At 44.6% G+C, this 21,916-nt stretch carries 11 protein-coding genes; 8 read left to right on the top strand and 3 right to left on the bottom strand.

The genetic code is table 11. The features are described 5' to 3' along the window. The first annotated feature begins 407 nt into the window (after positions 1-407). From AC58QO_RS26150 to AC58QO_RS26185, 8 genes are all read left to right on the top strand, one after another. Positions 408-3,260: a GxGYxYP domain-containing protein gene (locus AC58QO_RS26150; protein WP_497270699.1), complete on the top strand. Its 2,853-nt coding sequence runs from the start codon at positions 408-410 to the stop codon at positions 3,258-3,260. 173 nt (positions 3,261-3,433) lie between these two features. Further along, on the top strand, positions 3,434-4,621 hold the full coding sequence (locus AC58QO_RS26155) for a GntR family transcriptional regulator (protein WP_497270701.1): 1,188 nt from the start codon (positions 3,434-3,436) through the stop codon (positions 4,619-4,621). 211 nt (positions 4,622-4,832) lie between these two features. After that, positions 4,833-7,838 (top strand): alpha-mannosidase, encoded by a 3,006-nt coding sequence (locus tag AC58QO_RS26160; RefSeq protein WP_497270703.1) that lies wholly within the window; start codon positions 4,833-4,835, stop codon positions 7,836-7,838. 41 nt (positions 7,839-7,879) lie between these two features. Beyond that, positions 7,880-9,049 (top strand): GntR family transcriptional regulator, encoded by a 1,170-nt coding sequence (locus tag AC58QO_RS26165; RefSeq protein ID WP_497270705.1) that lies wholly within the window; start codon positions 7,880-7,882, stop codon positions 9,047-9,049. Between the two features lie 9 nt (positions 9,050-9,058). Further along, on the top strand, positions 9,059-10,000 hold the full coding sequence (locus tag AC58QO_RS26170) for a carbohydrate ABC transporter permease (protein ID WP_497270706.1): 942 nt from the start codon (positions 9,059-9,061) through the stop codon (positions 9,998-10,000). Between the two features lie 24 nt (positions 10,001-10,024). Further along, positions 10,025-10,939 carry a carbohydrate ABC transporter permease gene (locus AC58QO_RS26175; protein ID WP_497270708.1) on the top strand — a complete coding sequence of 305 codons (915 nt, stop codon included), beginning with the start codon at positions 10,025-10,027 and terminating at the stop codon, positions 10,937-10,939. Positions 10,940-11,045: 106 nt separating this feature from the next. Then, positions 11,046-12,461: an extracellular solute-binding protein gene (locus tag AC58QO_RS26180; RefSeq protein WP_497270709.1), complete on the top strand. Its 1,416-nt coding sequence runs from the start codon at positions 11,046-11,048 to the stop codon at positions 12,459-12,461. A gap of 111 nt (positions 12,462-12,572) precedes the next feature. Then, the gene (locus tag AC58QO_RS26185; RefSeq protein WP_497270711.1) at positions 12,573-14,753 is read left to right on the top strand and encodes a hypothetical protein; all 2,181 of its coding nucleotides are present in this window, start codon (positions 12,573-12,575) and stop codon (positions 14,751-14,753) included. Between the two features lie 206 nt (positions 14,754-14,959). Here the strand turns inward: AC58QO_RS26185 and AC58QO_RS26190 are convergent, their stop codons facing one another. From AC58QO_RS26190 to AC58QO_RS26200, 3 genes are all read right to left on the bottom strand, one after another. Beyond that, the gene (locus tag AC58QO_RS26190) at positions 14,960-15,088 is read right to left on the bottom strand and encodes a DUF6254 family protein (protein ID WP_477589236.1); all 129 of its coding nucleotides are present in this window, start codon (positions 15,086-15,088) and stop codon (positions 14,960-14,962) included. A 146-nt stretch (positions 15,089-15,234) separates the two neighbouring features. After that, positions 15,235-19,764 (bottom strand): glutamate synthase-related protein, encoded by a 4,530-nt coding sequence (locus AC58QO_RS26195; protein ID WP_497270769.1) that lies wholly within the window; start codon positions 19,762-19,764, stop codon positions 15,235-15,237. Between the two features lie 531 nt (positions 19,765-20,295). Then, positions 20,296-21,642, bottom strand: coding sequence for a glutamate-1-semialdehyde 2,1-aminomutase (locus tag AC58QO_RS26200; protein WP_497270713.1), 1,347 nt, complete (start codon positions 21,640-21,642; stop codon positions 20,296-20,298). Positions 21,643-21,916 lie beyond the last annotated feature (274 nt).

Genomic DNA, 21,916 nt, shown 5'->3' on the forward strand with positions numbered 1-21,916 from the left:
TTATTATAATTCATTATATTATATCATTATGCATTTGTATATTTGATATAAAATATTGATTGTGCCCGAATAAAATGGGGATACCTTAGGTATTTTCGCAATTTATTAGTTCAAGCAAACTTGGGATTCAATCAGCGGAAGATTGGAGGAAAAGGAAATGATTAGACTAGCTTAATTAAACCGCCACATATGCTATAAATGTTGCGTCAAAAACTTTGTATTGATATTATTTGACATAAATAATATAGTTAACGCATGTTGATGATTAGGGGGTGGGCAGAAATATATGGTGCTGAACTTGGTTTGTATTTGAAAGCGCACTCAAAAGCAGTGCTAAATTAGATTGGTTTTTTCTCAAAAGCTGATCTATGTATGAAAATGTCATTTTACTAGACGGAGGGAAGTTAATGAAAAAGAAAAAGTTTGCAAGTATGTTACTCGCAGTCTTTGTTTTAGCCGCAGGAGTTAACTTGACAGTATCCGTTCCACCTGTTGAGGCTGCAATAAACTGGCCGACAGGCCAAGTTCTCCCCTCGTTTCCAGCACCGGCATCAACACTTGATGTTATGGATACAACAACGGAATATAAATACCAGTCAAATAGTCCTCAGATATCGCATTCAACTGGTCATCTCGATGGAACGAATTGGATTGTTCAAACCAGTGTTGATCACGAAGATGATTTCATGATTTATGGTCCATATGCAACAGATATCCCAGTAGGAATCAATACGGCATTCTTTGAATTGGCTGTCGATAACAATACGGCAAACAACGATGCTATCGTGAGAATTGATGTAAGGGATAACACGAACGGACAAACATTGGCAGCTAGGGATATAACAAGAATGGAATGGAATAGTAACGACGGGAATAGGTTGCAGACTTTTAATCTCACATTTAATCATACAAATGCAGGACACGCTCTTGAATTCAGAGTTTACTGGTACGGAGGATCCTTTGTCAGAGTGGGGGCTGTCGGTACGAATCCAAAAGCTATGGAAGATGATGCTGTTTTGTTTTCGACCGTAAAAGGATTGGTGAATAAGACGCAACCCCGAATTTACACCTATGACAATGCCGTAAGGGGTGAAGATGGGAAGTACAATTGGTTAAATACACTAGGCTTAGGGCACGTTGATGTGACGGATAAGTATAGTCTCATTACCAAATATAGAAGCGAGATTAGTGGGATCGTGATCTACGATGAAGCGGTTCCGGATACGGTTAATCTAGCCACGACGATTGCTTCGCTTAATGGTGGTATCGTTGCACCGCCTTCCGTGGTAGCCAAATTAACCGCCGCACCATACAACTTGCCCATATTGAATGATTTGCGAGGTATGTTTACGACAAAGATTCAAGTTTACCAGTACTTATATACGAACTATTGGTCTCAAGTGACGCACAAGATTATCGTTGGATTGAACCCTACGATAAAAGGTTTTCTGCGGGATTATGCCATTTCGGTAGGTGCTGCTACGATCTGGCTTGACCCTAGTGTGTCTGCAGAAGATACGATCTTAAGACAGTTCCTTTCAGGGATGCCGCATGATGGAACCGGAACTTACATGGGATGGTGGCCAGATGAAGGCGTAGGAGTGACAAGAACATCTGAGTACGGAGTTACAACAATTGCAGGTGACTACTCATCAAACTTGACAGTTTTCGGTGGTACTTCAAGAACCGTCAATGTCAAACCATTAGCCAATAAGCCTGCATTACGAAACAAAATATATGTATCTTTGATTATGAGTGATGGAGATAACTTGCAGTATCTAGAGCATCACTTTAAAACTCCTAAGCTCTGGGATGCTCCTAATAGGGGGGCTATACCGATAGGGTGGACTGTTTCACCAGCGATGCTGGATGCTATGCCTGGTGTGTTAAACTACTTGTATAATTCGGCTACTCCGAATGATAACTTGATAGCTGGTCCGACTGGCGTTGGATACACATATCCAAATTTCTGGAGCAATCAGGGGTACCTTGATAACTATGTGACTCTAAGTAATGACTATTCAAATCGCGCTGGTTTAAAAGTCATAACGGTTTGGAACACAATTCTTGGAGGAATCAATGCCAATGTGGGTAATAGCTTTGCCACTAACGCGCCGTCACTCTTAGGAATGACAGGTATGCAGTCAGGCGGACAGATTACGCAATATAACAATATGTTACCAGCTCAAGGGCTTAACGCTACATACTGCACTTATTATTCCGATATTATTAATAATATTGATAGTACAGTCTCCAATTGGAATGGTACTGCTCCGAAATTTGTATCCATTCAAGCTCAACCCTGGACTGTGACCTATCAGATGTTTGTGGATGCTGTTAATCATTACGGCGGTAACAGTAATATTGTGTTTGTAACACCTGATAATTACTTTCAACTGATGAGGGAGTATTACAACTTGCCTGTGGATCCGTCTACGGTTGTAAAGACTTATGAAGCGGAGAACACGAGCTATGCCACATCGCCGTTTAACCATAATGTTGGTCGGGCGGATGGTGATTCGTGGTCTGCGAATGTGGCCCAAGATAATGCGGGATTCATGCTGTGGGGTCCTTATGTTTCCACTTTGCCAGCCGGGCAACTTACAACGACTTTCAAGGTCAAAATTGATTCTATCGCGGGGAATAACGACAACGTGCTTAGACTTGATGTTAGAGACTCTACAACTGGGCAAGATCTGGCAGCCTTTGATGTATACAGGAACCAGTTCAAGGTCAATGATTTTTACCAGGATTTTAGTCTGAGTTACACGAATGTTGCTGGCCATCCTTTGGAATTTAGGGCAGGCTACCAGGATAATGCCAAGATTAGTATCGATAAGGTTACAACAACAACCAGATTAGGTAGGTATGAAGCTGAAGGTACAGTCCTAGGACATGGACTAGGGCGTGTTGTTGGAGATGGCTGGCAAGCCAATCCTACGCAGGATAGTGCCAATCATATGGTATATGGCCCGTATGATGCGAACGTTCCGATCGGCAATAGAAAAGTCACATTTGCGCTAAAAGTTGACAACAATACGCTGAACAACTTGCAGGTGGCTTCGATTGATGTTTGGGATGCTACAGCTGGTACAGTTTTGGCTTCGCAGAATATATTGAGACAGCAATTCACGTCTGCGAACCAATACCAAAATTTCAGTCTCACTTTCAATCAGACGGCTCTGAATCATCAACTGGAATACAGGGTGTATTATAATGATGTGGCAACGATAACGGTAGATAAAATAACGATAAATTAGTTCTCATCTTACTATGAAATGGCTTGTGATCTTGTCTACTTGATCCCTAAAGTAGCAGGTCACGAGCCATTACTAGTTCTCATGAAGTCTGCGGAGGGCTGTGGCTATTGACTATGAGGTTTAATTTGCTATAATTGACATAATATAATTTAGCAAATAGGGGTAAATTTAAAATGAGTAATGAGAGACAGCCATTATATATGCTTATTCAGGAACATTTCAAGCGTTTGATTACCACGGGGAAGCTGGCTGACGATGACAAAATTCCAACAGAGAAAGAATTAATGGATGAGTTTAATGTTAGTCGGATTACAGTTGCGAATGCACTTACTCAGCTGGCCAAAGATGGCTGGATTTATAGAGTACCTGGGAGAGGGAGTTTTGTTAGAGGTGCCTCAGTGCCTCAGCCTGTGTCGCATCTTCTTGAACGACTTGAAGAAACTGAGCATCAACCTAGTGTGGTTATGGAAGAAAACCCTAGGCTGCCAGTAAAGAAGCACCGTCAAATGATCGGTTTTTTAATTCCATCCTTAGAAGATTACTTTGCATTGCGACTGATTCAAGGTATTAATTCGATTTTGGATGAGAGTCGGTACTATTTAACTATTGTGCTTACAAAGCATAGCAAGGATAGGGAGAAAGAAGCGATTCGGGAGCTTATTGATAAAGGTGCGGAAGGCTTGATTATTTTTCCTATCGATGCTGAAACATATAACGAAGAAATTCTCGCATTGAAGATAAGAAATTATCCATTTGTTCTGATTGATCGACATCTACCTGGCGTAGAGACGCATGTAGTGAGTTCGGATAATTTCATGGGAATTCAATTGGCGGTCAACCACTTATGGGATTTGGGGCATCGGGACATAGCGCTAGTTACGGATTCTCCTCTTTCTACGGTCACTGTTGAAGGGCGGATTGCAGGTTACATGGAAGTTTTGAAGCAGAAAAATGCTTTGATAAATCCAGCGCTCATCCTAACCGAATTTACAATTGATTATAAAAAAGGCGTCGATGAGCAGCATCCGCTATATAGGTATCTCCGTAATAAATTAGCTACTGCTTATATAACTTTAAATGCTAAACTTGGGCTGCATATTGCAGCGATCGCACAACGATTAGAGTTGAATGTTCCTGGTGAGCTGTCCATTCTCACTTTTGACGACCCTTCATCAGGTGAGGGTGAGACGAGGTCCTTTACACATGTTGCCCAATCTGAAGCTGAGATTGGCAGCAAGGCTGCTGAAGTTTTGATTGAATTATTGGACAGTAATCACGAAGAAGATGGCAAATATCGCAAGATCATCCTTCAACCGAAGTTAGTTGTGGGTAAATCAACAGGACCAGCAATTCGAATGTAACATACAAATAGCGAACTCTTTGTAGGCCAGATGGTCATGAAGAGGCGCTATTTTTTTTTGTTTAAGTCATGGAAAAAGTCTAATGCTATATAACATTAAAAAAAGTAATTGAATTATCAGATATATATGATATATTTATATCATTAAAGAAATCGATTTGTCATATTCATTTTAATGTACGTCTCATCTCTAGAAAAGGAAGGTAACGCATATGCCTTATGAAACAATTAAATTAGAAAGACTGAAAGCTACCCACAATAAGATTCAAAAACATATTTATGTGCCTGTATCTTCACTAGAGGTTACAGCTTATGTAACTAAGGAACCAGTAGTCTTCGATCTTAAGAACGGCGGCCGATTTATTGAATTGTCCCCAGGTGATAAATGGGGTGAACTTTGGGATTGTGCATGGTTTCATTTTTGTGGCGTGGTTCCGGAATTGGCTGCTGGTAAAAAAGTGGTACTACTTATCGATGTGAATGGGGAATTATGCTTGGTAGATCACGAGGGGACTCCTGTTCAGGGACTGACGAATGTGAATTCTGAATTCGAGTTATCCCTTGGTTTACCAGGTAAGCGGGTCGTACATATTAGCTCTAATGCAAATGGTGGTGAGGTCATTGATCTATGGGCTGATGCCGGTTGTAATGATCTTTTTGGGTATTATCGCAGTGGGACTTTAAAGGAAGCGGATGTTGCTATCTGTCATGAGGAAACAAGAAAGTTATATTTTGATTTTGAGGTTCTTCTAGAGTTAGTAGAGCATCTCCCTGAGCAAAGTTCACGGCGAATCCGTGTGCAGCAAGCACTTTATGAGGTTGTGTTATTGCTAGCGGAAATAACAGAAGAAAACATCAGTGCGGCCCGGAGGATTCTTGAGCCTGAATTAATGAAGCAAGGCGGAGATCCATCGCTTTCTGTTAGTGCGATAGGGCATGCGCACATGGATCTTGCTTGGTTGTGGCCGATTCGTGAAACCATTCGTAAGGGTGCGCGAACATTTTCCACGGTTTTGCGAATGATGGAGCAATATCCGGACTATGTATTTGGCGCAAGTCAGCCTCAATTATATCTGTGGATGAAGGAGTATTACCCTAAGCTCTATGAACAGATCAAAGCCAGGATTGAAGAGGGGCGCTGGGAAGTGCAGGGGGCGATGTGGGTGGAGCCGGATTCCAACATTGCTGGAGGAGAGGCGCTTGTAAGGCAAATTTTATATGGGAAACGATTTTTCTTGAATGAATTTAATAAAGAGATGAAAATTCTATGGGTACCAGACATATTCGGCTATAGTGCATGTTTACCTCAACTGTTGAAGCTATCTGGCGTTCCATATATGGTGACGCAGAAGTTGTCATGGAATGTGTATAATGATCATCCGCATCACACGTTTATGTGGGAAGGCTTAGATGGCAGTAAGGTGCTTACACATTTGCCGCCTGAGGATACTTATAATAGTCCAGCAGCTCCTAGGTCCATTATTAAAGCGGAAAAGGATTATTTGGATAAAAATATTTCTGATCACTGTTTGATGTTGTTTGGGATTGGAGATGGCGGAGGAGGGCCGGGAGAAGAGCATTTGGAACGTTTGCAACGTGAAAAGAATTTACAAGGCCTTCTGCCTGTTAAACAAGAGCCGGCATTGGATTTTTTTGAAAAGCTAAATACACAAGCTGAGCGGTATAAAACTTGGCGCGGGGAGTTGTATTTGGAGAAGCATCAAGGAACCCTGACATCTCAAGCAAGGAATAAGAGATACAATCGGAAAATCGAAAAAGCGTTAAGGGAGCTTGAATTCGCTGCTAGCTTAGCTTTATCGCAAGGAGGATCCTATCCTGCGGAAGAGCTAGATAAGATTTGGAAAGAAGTGCTGTTGTATCAATTCCATGATATTCTACCCGGATCTTCCATAACGCGTGTTTATGATGAGTCGCTCGAGAGATATGAAGTGCTTTTATCCAGAGTAGATGAGCTTGTTGAACGATATTATGGGCAGCTTGCTGCTGGAGTTTGTACAGAGTCTTTGGCCCAGCCAGTTGTCGTCTTCAACTCACTTCCTTGGGAGCGTGAGCAGTGGATTCAAATCCAAGATAAATGGTTGTTCGTTGCAACACCTTCAATGGGTTATCGGGTTGTGGATACGGCGAATATGGCGGTATCGGAATCCTTTGAAATGAAAGCCGCTTCTCAATTGTTGGAAAATGAAATCCTGCGAGTTGGCTTGAATGAGGATGGCAGTATTCATTCGATCTATGATAAATTGCTGCAGAAAGAAATGATAGTTGCAGGAGCAAGAGCGAATGTTTTTTCCATTTACCCGGATAATGGCGATGCTTGGGACTTTCCGACAGATTATGCAGAGACTAAGGCTACGGAAATGAAATTATCTGAGGTGCAAGTACGTATGAGAGGGCCTCAAGCTATTTTAGAACAAACATATCACTATGGTAAATCGACGCTTCATCAAAAAATCATTTTGACATCGGGAAGTAGAAAGCTAGATTTTGAAACGGTGGCCGATTGGCAGGAGGATGGCAAGATGCTTCGTGCCTCATTCCCAGTGCAGGTGTATACAGACAATGTCAATTGTGACATCCAGTTTGGTCATATCAAACGTCAGACACATCGCAATACATCTTGGGATCGTGCTAAGGATGAAATTTGCGCTCATCAATGGATTGATCTATCACAGCCGGATTATGGCGTTGCACTTTTAAATGATTGCAAATATGGTTTTAAAGTCGAAGGTAATGTTCTTGATATAAATTTATTGCGTAGTCCATCAAGTCCGGATCCGGTATGTGATCGAGCACAGCATCAATTCATTTATTCTTTGCTTCCGCATGAAGGTGATTTTGTACAAGCGCAAGTCTACAAAGAGGGGTATGAGTTGAATGTTCCGCTTCGCGTCGTAAGTGCTGCTTCTGGTGGCGGGGCGGGGGTTCAGAGTGAATCATTCTTCGGTATTGATTCTCCCTATGTCATGATTGAGGCTGTGAAAAAAGCGGAGGATAGTAACGATATCATCGTTCGCCTATATGAAACATCGGGAAGAAGTGTTGTGACAAATCTTCATGTGAGATTACCTTTTACAACGGTATCATTAGTTGATTTAATGGAGCGTGAGCTCTGTGCACTAGCTCTAGATAATGAGGATATTAGGCTGAGTTTTACGCCATTTGAAATCAAAACCATACAATTATCTGGATTGGTATGAGTCTGTTGGCAAAAGTTGATTTCGAGAAGGAGACGGATGGCTTGTTAAATGAAACGAGAGTGCCGCTATACTTACAAATTCAAGAGCATTTCAAAAATCGAATCATGGCAAGTGATCTTAAGGAGAATGATCGAATTCCTTCTGAAAAAGAGCTTATGGAGCTATATGGTGTGAGTCGAATTACGGTTGCAAATGCATTGGGTGAACTTGCCAAGACTGGTTGGATTCACCGTATTCCTGGAAGAGGAAGTTTTGTTCAGGCTAGGGAACTAGTTGAGGATACAAAAACGTTGTTGGATGAGAATAACGATGCGGATATTCCGACTTCGTACGAAGCAGTCAATAAACGGATAGGACTGGTCATACCTAAAATAGAGGATTTCTTTGCTATTCGTTTATTGAAAGGGATTAATCATGTTCTGAATAAAAGTGGATGTGAGTTAGTTATTTATTTAACTGAAAACTCAAGCTTGCGTGAGAAAGAGGCGATTGGGCAGCTCATTCGGATTGGTGTTGAAGGCTTGTTGATATTTCCAATTGATGCTGAACAATACAACGAAGATATCATTAAGCTGAAAATGGAGAACTTTCCTTTTGTACTCATTGATCGTTATTTGCCTGGCATTGAAACAAGTTACGTGAATTCCAACGGTGGACTTGGCGCGGAGTTGGCTGTGAATTATTTGTGGGATCTCGGGCATCGGAATATTGCAATTTGTTCGGATTCTCCATCAATGACAGTGACTGTGCAGGATCGTATCAATGGGTATATCAAAGCGTTGAAGCTTAAGGGATCTTTGATTAACCCGGCACTTATCTTAGTGGATTTTACCATTGACGAGAGCGGGGCAGATCCTGAAGGTCATGCCTTATATCCTATGATGAAAAATAAAATCGCTACCGCTTACATCACGTTAAATTCACGCCTTGGTGTACATGTTTCAAAACTGGCGAATCATCTTGGTCTTCATGTACCAAATGATATATCGATCATCACGTTTGATAACCCGTTTATGGAAATGGGTAAAGAGGGTGTTTTATCTTATATTTCACAATCGGAAGAAGAGATTGGTGCTGAAGGGGCGAAGATATTATTGCAGATGTTAATCAATAAGAGGGTGCTGGACGCGCCATACTCATTTAACACCAAGACGATAAAGCCTAAATTAGTTATACGGGATACAACGGGACCCCGAATTCAGACCTTATGAGGTGAAGTTATGAGTCAATTTGAGTCAAAAGAACATGCAGCCATCGTTGTGACGCCCTCCATAGCTGTGGGATGGAAGCGGTTTCGCAGAAGGCATGCGGATGCGATTGTAGCTACAATCATACTGGGTCCCATGTTGTTATGGTGGGGCGTTATGTATGGCATTCCAATTATCTTTTCATTCGTCCTTGGTTTTTATGAGTGGATTGGCATTAATGATCATCCTAAGTTTGTTGGGTTTCATAATTTTGTGCTTTTTTTCCAAGATAAATCCTATGTTGCCGATCTCTTTCGTTCTATTTGGATGGGGGGACTAGTAACGCTATTATCCATTTTAGCCGGTTTGGGCGCGGCACTTTTGATGAATTTACCTCTGTTCGGAAAAGGGATTTATCGTACGTTATGGTATGTGCCCGTAGTAACATCTACGATAGCTACAACGCAAGTATTGAACATATTGTTGAATCCGGTTAATGGTGCTATTAATCGAGCGATAGAGGGAATGGGCTTTGAACCGATATTGTGGCAATCATCTGTTTTTTGGAGTATTGTTCAGATTTGTGTTTACTCGGTCTGGAAGGGTGTTGGCACCCAGGCTTTGCTTTGGTTAGCTGGCTTGCAGTCGATTGATCCCGTTTTGTATGAAGCTGCGGAAATAGATGGCGCAGGACGGAAGGGTAAATTTATCAATGTCACGCTGCCCGGTATTAAGCCAATCGCCACCTATATTGTTATTACTGGATTGATTGCGGCGATTCAAATTTATGAACAAGTGGCATTTCTGACCAATGGCGGACCCTACGGTTCGACGGAAGTGTTGGTATATCGTATTATTGCTGACGGTTTTTTCAATTTCAACTTAGGTATGGCTGGAGCGTCCTCTGTTATTCTGGCGACAATCGTCTTTATTGCATCCATTGCTTATTATAAATTGGCTCAAGATAAGGACTAAGGGAAGAGAGGGAGGGAGTTAGACATGTTAATCGCCTTAAAGAAACAATTGAAGCCGCAATACTTGATTGCACATATCATATTGCTTGGCGGAGGATTGATCTTGGTTTATCCGTTGGTATTTATGTTCATGGCGAGTTTGTTTACGCGAGATGAATATAATACCGCGGTGATTGGATTCTTTCCCATAGCGAAGGATCCGACATTCGCGAATTTAAAGCTATTATTCTTTTCGTCCATAGATAAATCAACGCGTTATTTGTATTTGAACTCCATATATCGTACGGCTTACGCAACATTCTTTGCTGTACTAACCGCTTTATTGGGTGGTTATGTTTTTGCTCGTTTACGTTTTAAAGGCAAGGGTGTATTGTTTATGGCTTTGTTGGCGACGCAAATGATTCCAACTGTTGTTGCGCTGTTGCCGACCTATCTGGAGTTCGTTCGTTTTCCTTTTGCGAGGGGGAATGACATTTTTACTGGAGGGAAGGGATTATTTGATACCTGGTGGGTATATATACTCCTTAATGGTGGGTCCATTTATATTCTGGGTGTCTTTCTGATCAAGCAATCATTGGAGAAAGTGCCGAGCGAGTTGGATGAGGCGGCTAAAGTGGATGGAGCAGGTACAATAAGGCTAATATTTCAAATATTAATGCCTTTACTAAAACCTGTCCTTGCTTATATTGCAATTACAGTATCCATTAATACATGGAATGATTGGTCGGCTCCTTTCTTTTATACAAATAGTAGTAAGTTGCAAACGCTTGCGTCTGGATTGTCTAAATTAACAGCATTTGCAGGGGCGCCAGGATCTATCGTGAACTATCCGCTTATATTATCGTTAAGCCTTTTGCTTACCGTACCTAGTGTTCTGTTGTTCTTTTTGTTTCAGAACTTGATTGTGCAAGGCTTGGCGAATGCGGGGCTAAAAGGTTGAATTTTAAACTTTAATATAATGAATATAACGTATTGTGCATTAATGAATTATATGATATATTTAATTCGAACTTATCAATGCTTTACATATGAAAGGGGAATGTTCAATGGTAGTCTTAAAGAAAACAGCAACAGTAGTTCTTGCAGCAAGTCTTTCTATTTCATTAGCAGCTTGCTCAAAAAGCGAAAATGCTGATCCAAAGGCATCGGCAGCAGCTACCGCTGCGCCGGCTACGAAAGATGCAGCTGCAACGGCAGCACCTGCAAAAGTAACTAAACTTTCTGTCCTACTTGATAATGCAATGATTCTCGGTGGTTATGAAAAACCAGAAGAAAGACTTAAACAATATGAAGAAGATGTCAAATCCGGTAAGCTTAAAGGTTCTTCGAACGATAAGATGCAATTTGACAATCTCAAATATTTATCTGAGAAAATGAAAAGTCAAAATATTGAACTTGTTGCTCCTGATTGGGGCTGGGCTGAGCCGTTGATTCAAAAAGAATCCGCTGCCTTCTTAGCGAAAGATGGTCCGGATATCATCGTAGGTGAAACACAAATGCCAGGCTTTGCCTTGGCGGGAAATTTGGAGCCGTTTCCAGATGCGCTTGCTGCTAAAATAAGAGCAACAATTGCTGAAGCAGCTTGGAAGCCAATGGAAGTGAATGGGAAAATTTACGGGCTAGCACCAGATCCAGGTGTAAACATTCTTTATTGGAATAAAAACATTGTTAAAGCAGCGGGATTAGACCCGGACAAAGCACCTGCAACTTGGGATGAACTACTTGCCAATTCGAAAAAAATCTTTGAAAGCGGTTCTTCTGCTGGCGGTGTCTATGGTGGCCCTAACTTTGGCGGTTACTTACGTTTCGGAGCGTTTATGAAGTTAGCTGGCGGTGACTTTGTGGATGGCAAGGGTGTTCCGACGCTGAATTCTCCAGAAAACGAAAAAGCGTTTGAATTCCTTCGTCAAATGAATAAATACAACAAGCCAGGAATCGTTTCCGCACTTGAAGAGGGCACTTTCTTCTCTGCTTTTGACAAAGGTCAAATTGCTTATCAAGTCAATGGACCGTGGGTCATTCAAGGCTGCGTGGATCAAAAAATGGATTGTGGTGTTGCTCCTCTTCCATTAGGGCCAACAGGCAAACCGGGTAATGTTACGATTGGTGCTGCTTTCCAAGCTGTTCCTACGTATTCTAAAAATAAAGAAGCCGCTTTCAAAGTTATTGAAGAACTAATGGGTCAAACGATCCAACAAAATATCGCTGACGCAGGTGTTAGAGCGCCAATTCTAAAATCGATTACGGAGTCGGATGCTTACAAGAAGGCTCACCCAAGCTTATATGTCTTTGCAAAAGGTTTACAAGGTGAAGTAGTTGGATTACCAACTTTCGCGGGTGATGCGAATAAAGCATGGCAAGCTATTGGTGAAGCTATGACGAAGACCATGCTTACGGATAAGCCAGTGAAAGAATTGCTGAAGACGGCTCAGGATCAAATCGTTGCTGCAGGGAAAAAGTAATAGGAATTAAATGGATGGTTTAACGGAGGCTTAGATGATATGGCTAATATGGCATATACGTCTGAGCCTTCTTTGTTAATGCGTATCTATATATGATCACAGGGGGTAGGAATGATGAACACTAGAACGAAAGAGGCGGAACGGACTGGATTCCAAGAAGGATCGCCATATAGTGAGGAAATTGATCTACAATCTGATTTTGTTATGGTTTATGGCATTGATTCGAGGATGCCTGAGAGGATCAAGTCGTGGAAAGAACGGGGTTATATCGTTCATTTAATGACAGGTGTATCTTGGGGTGAATATCAAGATTATCTCAATGGTAAAGAAGATGGCAGGTCTCATTGGGACGAAGCTCAGAAAGGGCGGAATTATGAGAACATCATCCATGGTACATCGATAGATACTCCATATATGGTTCCAAGTATCGCTTATACGGATTTCTTGACAAGGCGTATTCAACTTGCTGTTGATGCAGGCGTAGAGGCCATTCATTTAGAGGAGCCTGAGTTTTGGGTAGAAGGCGGCTATTCCGATGCTTTCAAGCGTGAATGGGAGCTGTATTACAAGGAGGATTGGAAGGCGCCGCATGAAACCGAAGATGCGCAATATCGCGCTTCTAAATTGAAATCATATTTATATACACGATGTCTGGATCGTCTCTGTAATACCCTGAAGGAATATGCCAAAGTAACATATAACCGGAATCTAAGGTTCTATGTTCCGACGCATAGTCTAATCAACTACACGCAGTGGCGCATTATTAGTCCGGAATCCAGGTTGTTAGATCTACCTGGCGTGGATGGCTATATTGCGCAAATTTGGACAGGAACCTCCCGAACGCCAAATGTATATGAAGGGGTACGACGTGAACGAACATTTGAAACGGCTTTTTTGGAATATGGCGTTATGCAAGAACTTGTTCGCGGTACAGATCGTCGGATGTGGTTTTTGCATGATCCAATTGAGGATGACCCCGCGCATACTTGGAAGGATTATCGAAGGAATTATTTGAAAACCGTCATTGCCTCTCTTTTTCACCCAAAGGTCTCGCGATACGAAATTTGTCCTTGGCCAAACAGGATTTTTAATGGTAAATACCCGACTGAGGATGGACTGGATAAAGAGACGATTCCTTCCCGCTATGGCACGACACTGCTGACGATCATGAATACGCTTGGTGATATGGAGCAAAGTGATGTGGAATGGCTAAGCGGGAATGCGGAGGTAGGGATTTTGCTTGCTGATTCAGCCATGTTTCAGCGCAATGGTCCGAAGTGGAGCGAAGAAGCCACTGCCTTTAAATATGATGGGACTGATGTGAAGTCGGCGGAAGGCGAAGAATTTAAGGAGTTGCTGGATTGGTCGCCGTTCTATGGTTTGGCTTTACCGCTGTTGAAACATGGTCTGCCTGTTCGACCTGTGCAATTAGATAACATAAGGCGTTTTACGGGGTACCTAGATGACTATCGCGTATTGGTTTTAAGCTATGAGTATATGAAACCAGAATATCCGGATTTGCATAATGCGCTAGCGCAATGGGTTCGGGAAGGTGGCGCGTTGGTCTATGTAGGGGATGGAAGTGATTCATTTCACGGTGTTCGTGAGTGGTGGAACCAGGGTAGACGCTATTATGCTAATCCAGCTGAACACCTATTTGAGTCGATTGGCTTAGAGAAGCATCTTCAACCTGGTTTTCATGAAGTAGGAAAAGGGAGCGTAACCTATTTAGCCTTCCATCCAGCGCTAAGTGCGCAAGAAAAGACCTATGCTTCCCAGCTGCGAGATGCAGTGAGAACTGCGATATATTCATTTCATGATCCGGCAATGACGTGGCAACCGAGGAACGGCTTTGTGCTTCAGCGTGGCCCTTACACGATCGTATCCGTAATGGAAGAATCCGTGAATGATGAGCCAGAACAATTAATAGGTACTTACATTGATCTATTGGATTCTGAATTGTCTACTGTGATTAACCCACATATACACTGCGGCGAGCAAGGGTTGTTTTACGATCTTAGTCGTGTTGACTCTGGTTTTCAATTAATCGCAGCGGCTTCTCGAATGGATCGAATAGAAGAGGATGAAAGTGGGGTTAGCCTTACTGCTCGAGGTCCTAAAGGGATTAAGGGTATTGCTTGTTTGCGGTGCGAGTCAGCGCCAAGTGCTGTGGTTGCTGTCAATGCGCAACAAGCGTTTGTGAATATATCATTCGAGTGGGAGGAAGCGACCTCGATTGTCCGATTGCGTTATGACAACAATCCTGATGGTATTCATATTAAGTTGACATAATGGAACATCAATAGAAATTAAAGCAGGAGGGGTGCGTTGTGCTACGAGAACCCTTGAAGGAAAACGCTGCTCTTAAAACTAAACTGATGCCACCCTAACATAATCTAGAACAAAGAACCCGGCAATTCCGTTTCAGTAGAAACGAGATCACCGGGTTGCTTTGTGTTGGTCCCTCTTTAACGTGTGGGAGGAGAGGGGGTTACTTACTACTTCTGGTTTTCCGCGTCATATTCGCTGGCGAATTCCGCCAGAGCTTTCACCTTACCATGTGGTGGATGTTGAGCTTGTTTACGACCCTTCCATGCTGCTTCTTCGCGGCGCTTTGAGTGGCTCATCGCTTAAAACCTCCTATGGCATGCGGATAGTGATGCACTAATAAATTGTGATACATGAGGCTTTTTTATGCAGATCAGATAACATCTCTTTACGAAAAAACTCCACCAGACTGATGAAGGTCTGGTGGAGCTCATCTACAATTATACTATTCCGTAGCAACGGATTGGTCAGCTTGCATGTTGACCGGGGAAATACGGATAAAGTTAGCTTCAAGGTTGCTCAGCAAACCTTCGATTTTCGCTGCGGCTTCGGATTGACCGGAGTTCGCAAGCTCAGCGTGATAAGCTGTGAGCAATTCAGTAAGATCTTTTTTACTTTGAAGGCCGATAGGCTCAAGTTTAACCTTAGCACCTTTAGCAATACGACGCTCGATCGCTGCTTGATCAAGACCCATTTCCGGCACTAGACGTTGGTAGATAACCCCGCCTGTCATACCAGCACAGATCCATGGTCCTGGATCGCCCATAACAACGGCACGGCCGTTAGTCATGTACTCGAACGCGAAGCCTTTGAGGTTCGCGCGAGCTGCTAGACCGCCAAGCTCATCACGCAAAGGTGTCGTGATTTCGCCGCCGAAGACAACGTCAGCACCGGAGAAACGGATACATGCACGTGTATCTGCACTGCCTTGAATTAAGAACAAACCTTTCTGAGCGCCGTAACCGAACGATTTACCAACGCTGCCGTTGATGAAGGTGTTGTTGTGGCCAAGTGACTTAACGATGGCAACTTTACCACCGAACGCCATTTTACCAAGACCGTCTTCAGCACCGCCGTGTACAGTAATATCTACGCCACGTGCGTTGAATGCGGCAAGACCGTTACCAGGAACGGAACCATCAACAAGGTTCAATGCAACCGTTGGAAGCTCATCGTAGCTACCGTTGAAACGGTCTCTTACGCGATGACTGGAATAACGAGTTCCAAGGATACGGGACTCGGCATCCACTTTGGACCAGTTGCGAACGACAGGAGCATCGAATGATACGGAATCCGGGAAGAATTCCAAACCTTCTGCGCCAGCCGCGATACGGATGTCGGACGAAACTGCTGCTTCTTCAAGTGCTCTTGTCTCTTCAGAGATGAACTGAAGTGGAGCAGGACGAAGAATGTCGGATAGATCAATACGTTCAACGTGGCTGATTTGTTCCAATAGATCGGAACGGCCAACGAGTTCTTGTAAGCTCTTGAAACCAAGGGAAGCAACGACTTCACGTACTTCTTCACCCATCGAACCGAACAAACGAACCAAGCTGTCAACAGCTAGATCGAATTGACGAGGTACGAAACGACGAAGACCTTTTTCTTCGGCTTCTTCCATGGAATCGATTTGTGTTGCGATACCAACGTGACAAGTGTCCAAATGACAACCACGACATGTTGTACAACCAATGGATTGCATCGCGATACTACCGAAGCCTGCACGGTTCGCACCGAGCATTACCATTTTAACAACGTCAGCGCCTGATTTCAGACCGCCATCGGACCACAGCTCAACGCGGTGACGAAGACCAGCTTCAATCAATGCAACGTGAGCAAGCTTCGTACCAATCTCCGTAGGAAGACCAACGTGAGTCAAGGAGTGAATACGAGCCGCACCTGTACCGCCGTCAAAACCGGAAAGCGTAATTACGTCAGCACCAGCTTTAGCAACACCAACTGCAATCGTACCGATACCAGGAACAACTGGGATTTTTACGATGATTTTGGCTTTACGTCCGCTGCCTTCTTTAAGCTCGGAAATGATTTGCGCCAAATCCTCGATAGAGTAGATATCGTGGTTGTTGGATGGCGAGATCAAGTCTGAACCGATTGTAGCGTTACGTGCTTCAGCGATTTTTGCTGTTACTTTGGAGCCTGGTAAGTGACCGCCTTCACCTGGCTTTGCCCCTTGACCGATTTTGATCTCAAGGAAAGCGACTGCGTTAGCAAGCTCAATGTTAACACCGAAACGTCCGGAAGCGACTTGCGCTCCGCGCGTTTTTTTGTAACGGCCAAGCATATCTTTAATCTCTCCGCCCTCGCCGTTCATGGTTACCATGTTCAGGCGTTCGCCGGCTTCAGCGTAGGCACGGAAAGCTGTTTCATTTTGTGAACCGAAGGACATCGAAGAAATCAACATCGGCAAGGAATGACCGCCAATGGAAATATCAACTTGCGACGGATCGAGTGGCTGACGGCCATCGCTGATTGCTTTGAAGCCCGCAATGTGACGAATGGAGATCGGGTTCTTCTTCTCTTCTTCACGCAGCTTGTCGCGGTAGTCGCTGTAAGGAGCAGCTCCTGATGCAGCATCGCCTAGCGCTTTCCACATACGTTGAAAGAAACGGAAGTTTTTCGCTGCTTTCGCTTTCGGGTTCGTGTAATCGGCATAACGTGCTTCAGCCTCAGCTTCAAGCTGTGCAAAGCCAGTTCCTGCTTTTTCACTACCCAGGTAGTTCACGATATCCAGCACCTCGGATACTTCCGGATGGAAGCCGATGGAGGAGAAGAAACGTGTGTAACCGCGAAGCTCATGCGTACCGATCGTAGAAATGACTTTTTCAAGTCCTTTTGTAAGTGCCGCGTATACTTTACGTGCTGCTGCTGCATTGCCTTCTTTGTCAGAAGCTGTGGAGAACAACAAGTAAGGTGAGATCACATCTGCACCAAGACCGCAAGCTACAGCAATATCATGCAGACTGCGAATCGCAGCTGAACGAAGAATCAGCGTAACATGGCGGCGCAGGTTGTCGCCAAAACCAAGCTTTTCCGCACGAAGTGCGATATCGATTTTGGAAACGACAAGGTGCGGATCAAGCCACAAACGGTCGTTTTGGTGAGCTTCTGCATCGTCCAAGACAAGAAGTACAGCACCACCACGTGCTGCGGAGATCGCATCCTCAGCAAGCTTAGCCAATCCATCTTTCAGAGAAGTTCCTCTTCCGAAAGTTGTGGATAGAACCGCTACTTTGTTGTCGCCTTGCGCACGGAATTGTGCCACTAATTGCTCGAAAGATGGTTGGGATAGGTGCTCTTCGCTGCCTACACCGTTCGTTCCTTCAAGTACTAGCGGAGCAAGAAGCTCAAGACGAAGGTTGCTATCCACCTGTGCAAATACCGGAAGACGAGCTCCAGCGATAACTCGCGTGGAGAAATGCTCCATTTCACGGTCACGGTCAATGGCAGGGTTGGTTACAACGGCAACACTTTCTTTAATGAAGTCAGGCACGTTCTGGCGTTCCCATGCAAGTGCTGCGTGAGGGGAGTCATGACCCAATGAACGAATCGGCTCAGCGCCAGTCTCGGACATGGATTCAATGTGTGAAATGCCGTCACGATCCCAACCAAATGCACTGTACACTTGATCCGTTGTAATAACATTCTCATTAAGATCGGCTTCTGTATTCGTTATGGCAGGGTTCAAATAAGAGCGAAGACCGCCAAAATTAACACGCTTGCTTACACGCTCATACACCAAGGTTTGAACTTCATGATAAGGAATAACTTGAATGTGTTCGCCTGGTGTCAGCACAACGCCGACTTTCTCACCTGGAGCAATCGGCTTCGGATCAGCAACCATTTCGCCAACCGTAATAACACCTTGCTCGGATGAGAAGTATAGGGATGTATCACTTTCAACCATCCATACAGGACGAAGACCTAGCGCATCAACGCTGAAAATACACTCATTACCGTAACGGGAAACGATACCCGCTGGACCTTGTGCAAAGTGGCCCCATACTTGACGGTAGTACACGTATAGATCTTGAAGCTCCGGACGGAATTGTTTCATTTCATTAATAATTGGAGGGAACACCATTTCCATAGCTTCGAAAAGGGACAATCCAAAACGGTGAATGAACGTCTCAATCGTTCTGTTCATGTCTTGGGAGTCAGAGCCGCCGCTTACAAGCGGAACGCCAACCATGTCAGCTTCAAGACGAAGTTTCTTTACCGTGTTAATTTCACCGTTATGTCCAAGAAGGGAGAACGGTTGAACGCGGAAGAAGCTGGACAGTGTGTTTGTTGAATAACGGTTATGACCGATTGTAACTTGGGACGCAAATAAAGGATCACGCAAGTCGTTAAAATATTTAGGAAGGATGCTTGCTGCACCTAGTACTTTGTAAGCAGATGTCACATTGCTAAGTGTTGCAACATGTACGTTGTAACGATCTTCAATTGCAATATGCAGCTCAAACAGATGATCAGCAACTTGACCTTCAGTCTTGTTACTAATCGCTGCAATTTGCCAGAACGTAGGCTCATCGAGCAAACCGTTAGCGCCAAGCGAAGAGCTATCAACAAGGTTTTCTTGCTCAAGAATAATGGATACATCATGGGAGGCAAAAAGCTCACGAATGCCGTTTTGAATATCAGTAACAGTCAAGTCCAACTTACGTGGAACAAAGATATGTCCAACAGAAAAACGGTTGTCATAGGCAAGCTTGCCGTCCAGACCCGCGTCTGTTAATTTCTTTTCCCAGAGAGCACGTGGAATGTCTGTTAGAATACCGCAACCATCGCCTTCACCATTGATAAATCCTGAACGATGTTCCATTTTAACAAGGGCATCAATCGTTTTTTGGATGTTATCACGGGAAGGATGACCATTTTTTTCAATAATACAAATAATACCGCAGCTGTCGTGTTCGGTTCCTAGTAGATCTTGAAAACGGCCTTCATTACGCATAATTTCATTCATTGCTCTGGTCAGTTGCCTGACCGTCACCCCCCATACATAATTAAACTCCTCTTGCTTACGCTTCTTGCATTCTGGCATAGTTGAATCTGCTTGCTATCGCATTTCCTGAAGAAAATCCACAATGTGGGTCAAATCCGAAATATGCATAATCGTGTATAAAAATGCAATATAACTGAATATCACGCCAAATTACAGGAGGATAAACTCTTAAAATAAGGCATAAATCGACACGTAGTAAAGTAAGGCACCACACACAAAAATCCGCATAGTATTTGTAAATCATGCCCTAACTTTCTAGGAAAATACTGTGAAAACGAGCGATTTCGCTAAAAGGGTAAAAGTAATCTTAGAATAGCATGAAAATGTGCATCCGACAATACTTGCAGACGTAAATCACGAATGTAAGCGTTACCTTTTTTGTATATTGGTGAATAAAACCATAAAATATATCACACTAGTACATGTAGAAAGACGAACGAACTATAATCCAGATAGGATCATAGTTCGTTTTTGGGACAATCAGCGTGTTGACATGACTTTGAAAGCACGATCTGCCGCTTCAAGCGTTTGGACAATATCGTCTTCCGTGTGGGCGATCGTCATGAACCAAGCTTCGTATTTGGAAGGAGCGAGATTGATTCCTTGCTCCAGCATGAGGCGGAAGAAATCAGCAAAGCGTTCGCCATCCGTATCTTGCGCTTCATCATAGTTGGTGATCGGATGATCGCAGAAATGGGTAGAAAAGGCGCCGCCGATGCGATTCAGCGTGAGGGCGATGCCGTGGCGTGCGGCGGATTCGACGATGCCATTCGCGAGTGTCGAGCCAAGCTGTTCAAGTTTGGTGTATACACCTGGCTGCTGGAGCACCTCCAAGCAGGCGATGCCGGCCGAGATGGAGGCGGGGTTCCCCGCCATCGTGCCGGCTTGATACGCAGGTCCGAGCGGTGCGACCTGCTCCATCACTTCCTTGCGGCCCCCGTAGGCCCCGATCGGCAGCCCGCCGCCGATTACTTTGCCGAGGGCCGTCAGGTCCGGTTCGACGGCGGCGAAGCGCGCCGCCGCCTCTTGTGTGCCTCCCTCTACGAGAGGGAGGCCGGGGTAGGTCTGTGCCGCTCCGTAATGGAAGCGGAACGCTGTGATCACCTCGTCGTAGATGACGAGGGCGCCATGTTTGCGAGCAGCAGCGCAGAGCTGCTCGAGGTAACCGGCATGGGGCATAACCATGCCGAAGTTGCCGACGATGGGCTCCACCATCACGGCGGCGATCTCTTCACCCCAACGCGCAAGCGCGGTCTCGAGTGCCGGAATGTCGTTGAACGGCACGGTGATGACCTCTTGCGCGATGCTCGCCGGTACGCCGGCGCTGTCCGGCGTGCCTAGCGTGGACGGCCCGGAGCCGGCCGCCACTAGCACGAGATCCGAGTGGCCGTGGTAGCACCCGGCGAACTTAATGATCTTGGTGCGCTTCGTGAACGCGCGCGCCACGCGGATCGTCGTCATCACGGCCTCGGTGCCGGAGTTGACGAAGCGCACTTTGTCGAGCGAGGGAATCGCCGACTTCAGCATCTTGGCGAACTCGATCTCGAGTTCAGTCGGGGTGCCGTACAGCGTGCCGTTCTGTGCGGCGCAGCAAATTGCTTCGGTCACGTGCGGGTGCGCGTGACCGGTAATGATCGGACCATAGGCGGCGAGGTAGTCAATAAAGCGATTCCCGTCTACGTCCCAGAAGTGTGCGCCTTGCGCACGCTTCATGAAGACGGGCGCGCCGCCGCCAACGGCTTTGAATGAGCGGGAAGGGGAGTTGACCCCGCCGACGATGTGTTGCAGTGCTTCTTGATAAAGTAGCTCAGATGTCTTGCGTTCCATGGGGAGTATCATTCCTTTATTTATGTAGTGGTTGAAATTATAATGTAGCGAACCCGTATCCATGAAGGGGAACGAGAGGACGCTATTAGTAGTGTTTGGGCTGTTTTGGAGTCGCAAGGGGAACGAGGGTGCGCTATTTCGGCGATAGGATGTCATTTCCTGCCCGGAACTACGAAATAGCGCACTGACGTTCCTCCTCGTCTGAAATTTACCTAAAATGGCGCAAATAGTGCACTGACGTTCCCCATAAAAGCGGGGGGATGCCGACTTTGAA

The sequence above is a fragment of the Paenibacillus sp. J31R30 genome, assembly GCF_059692115.1.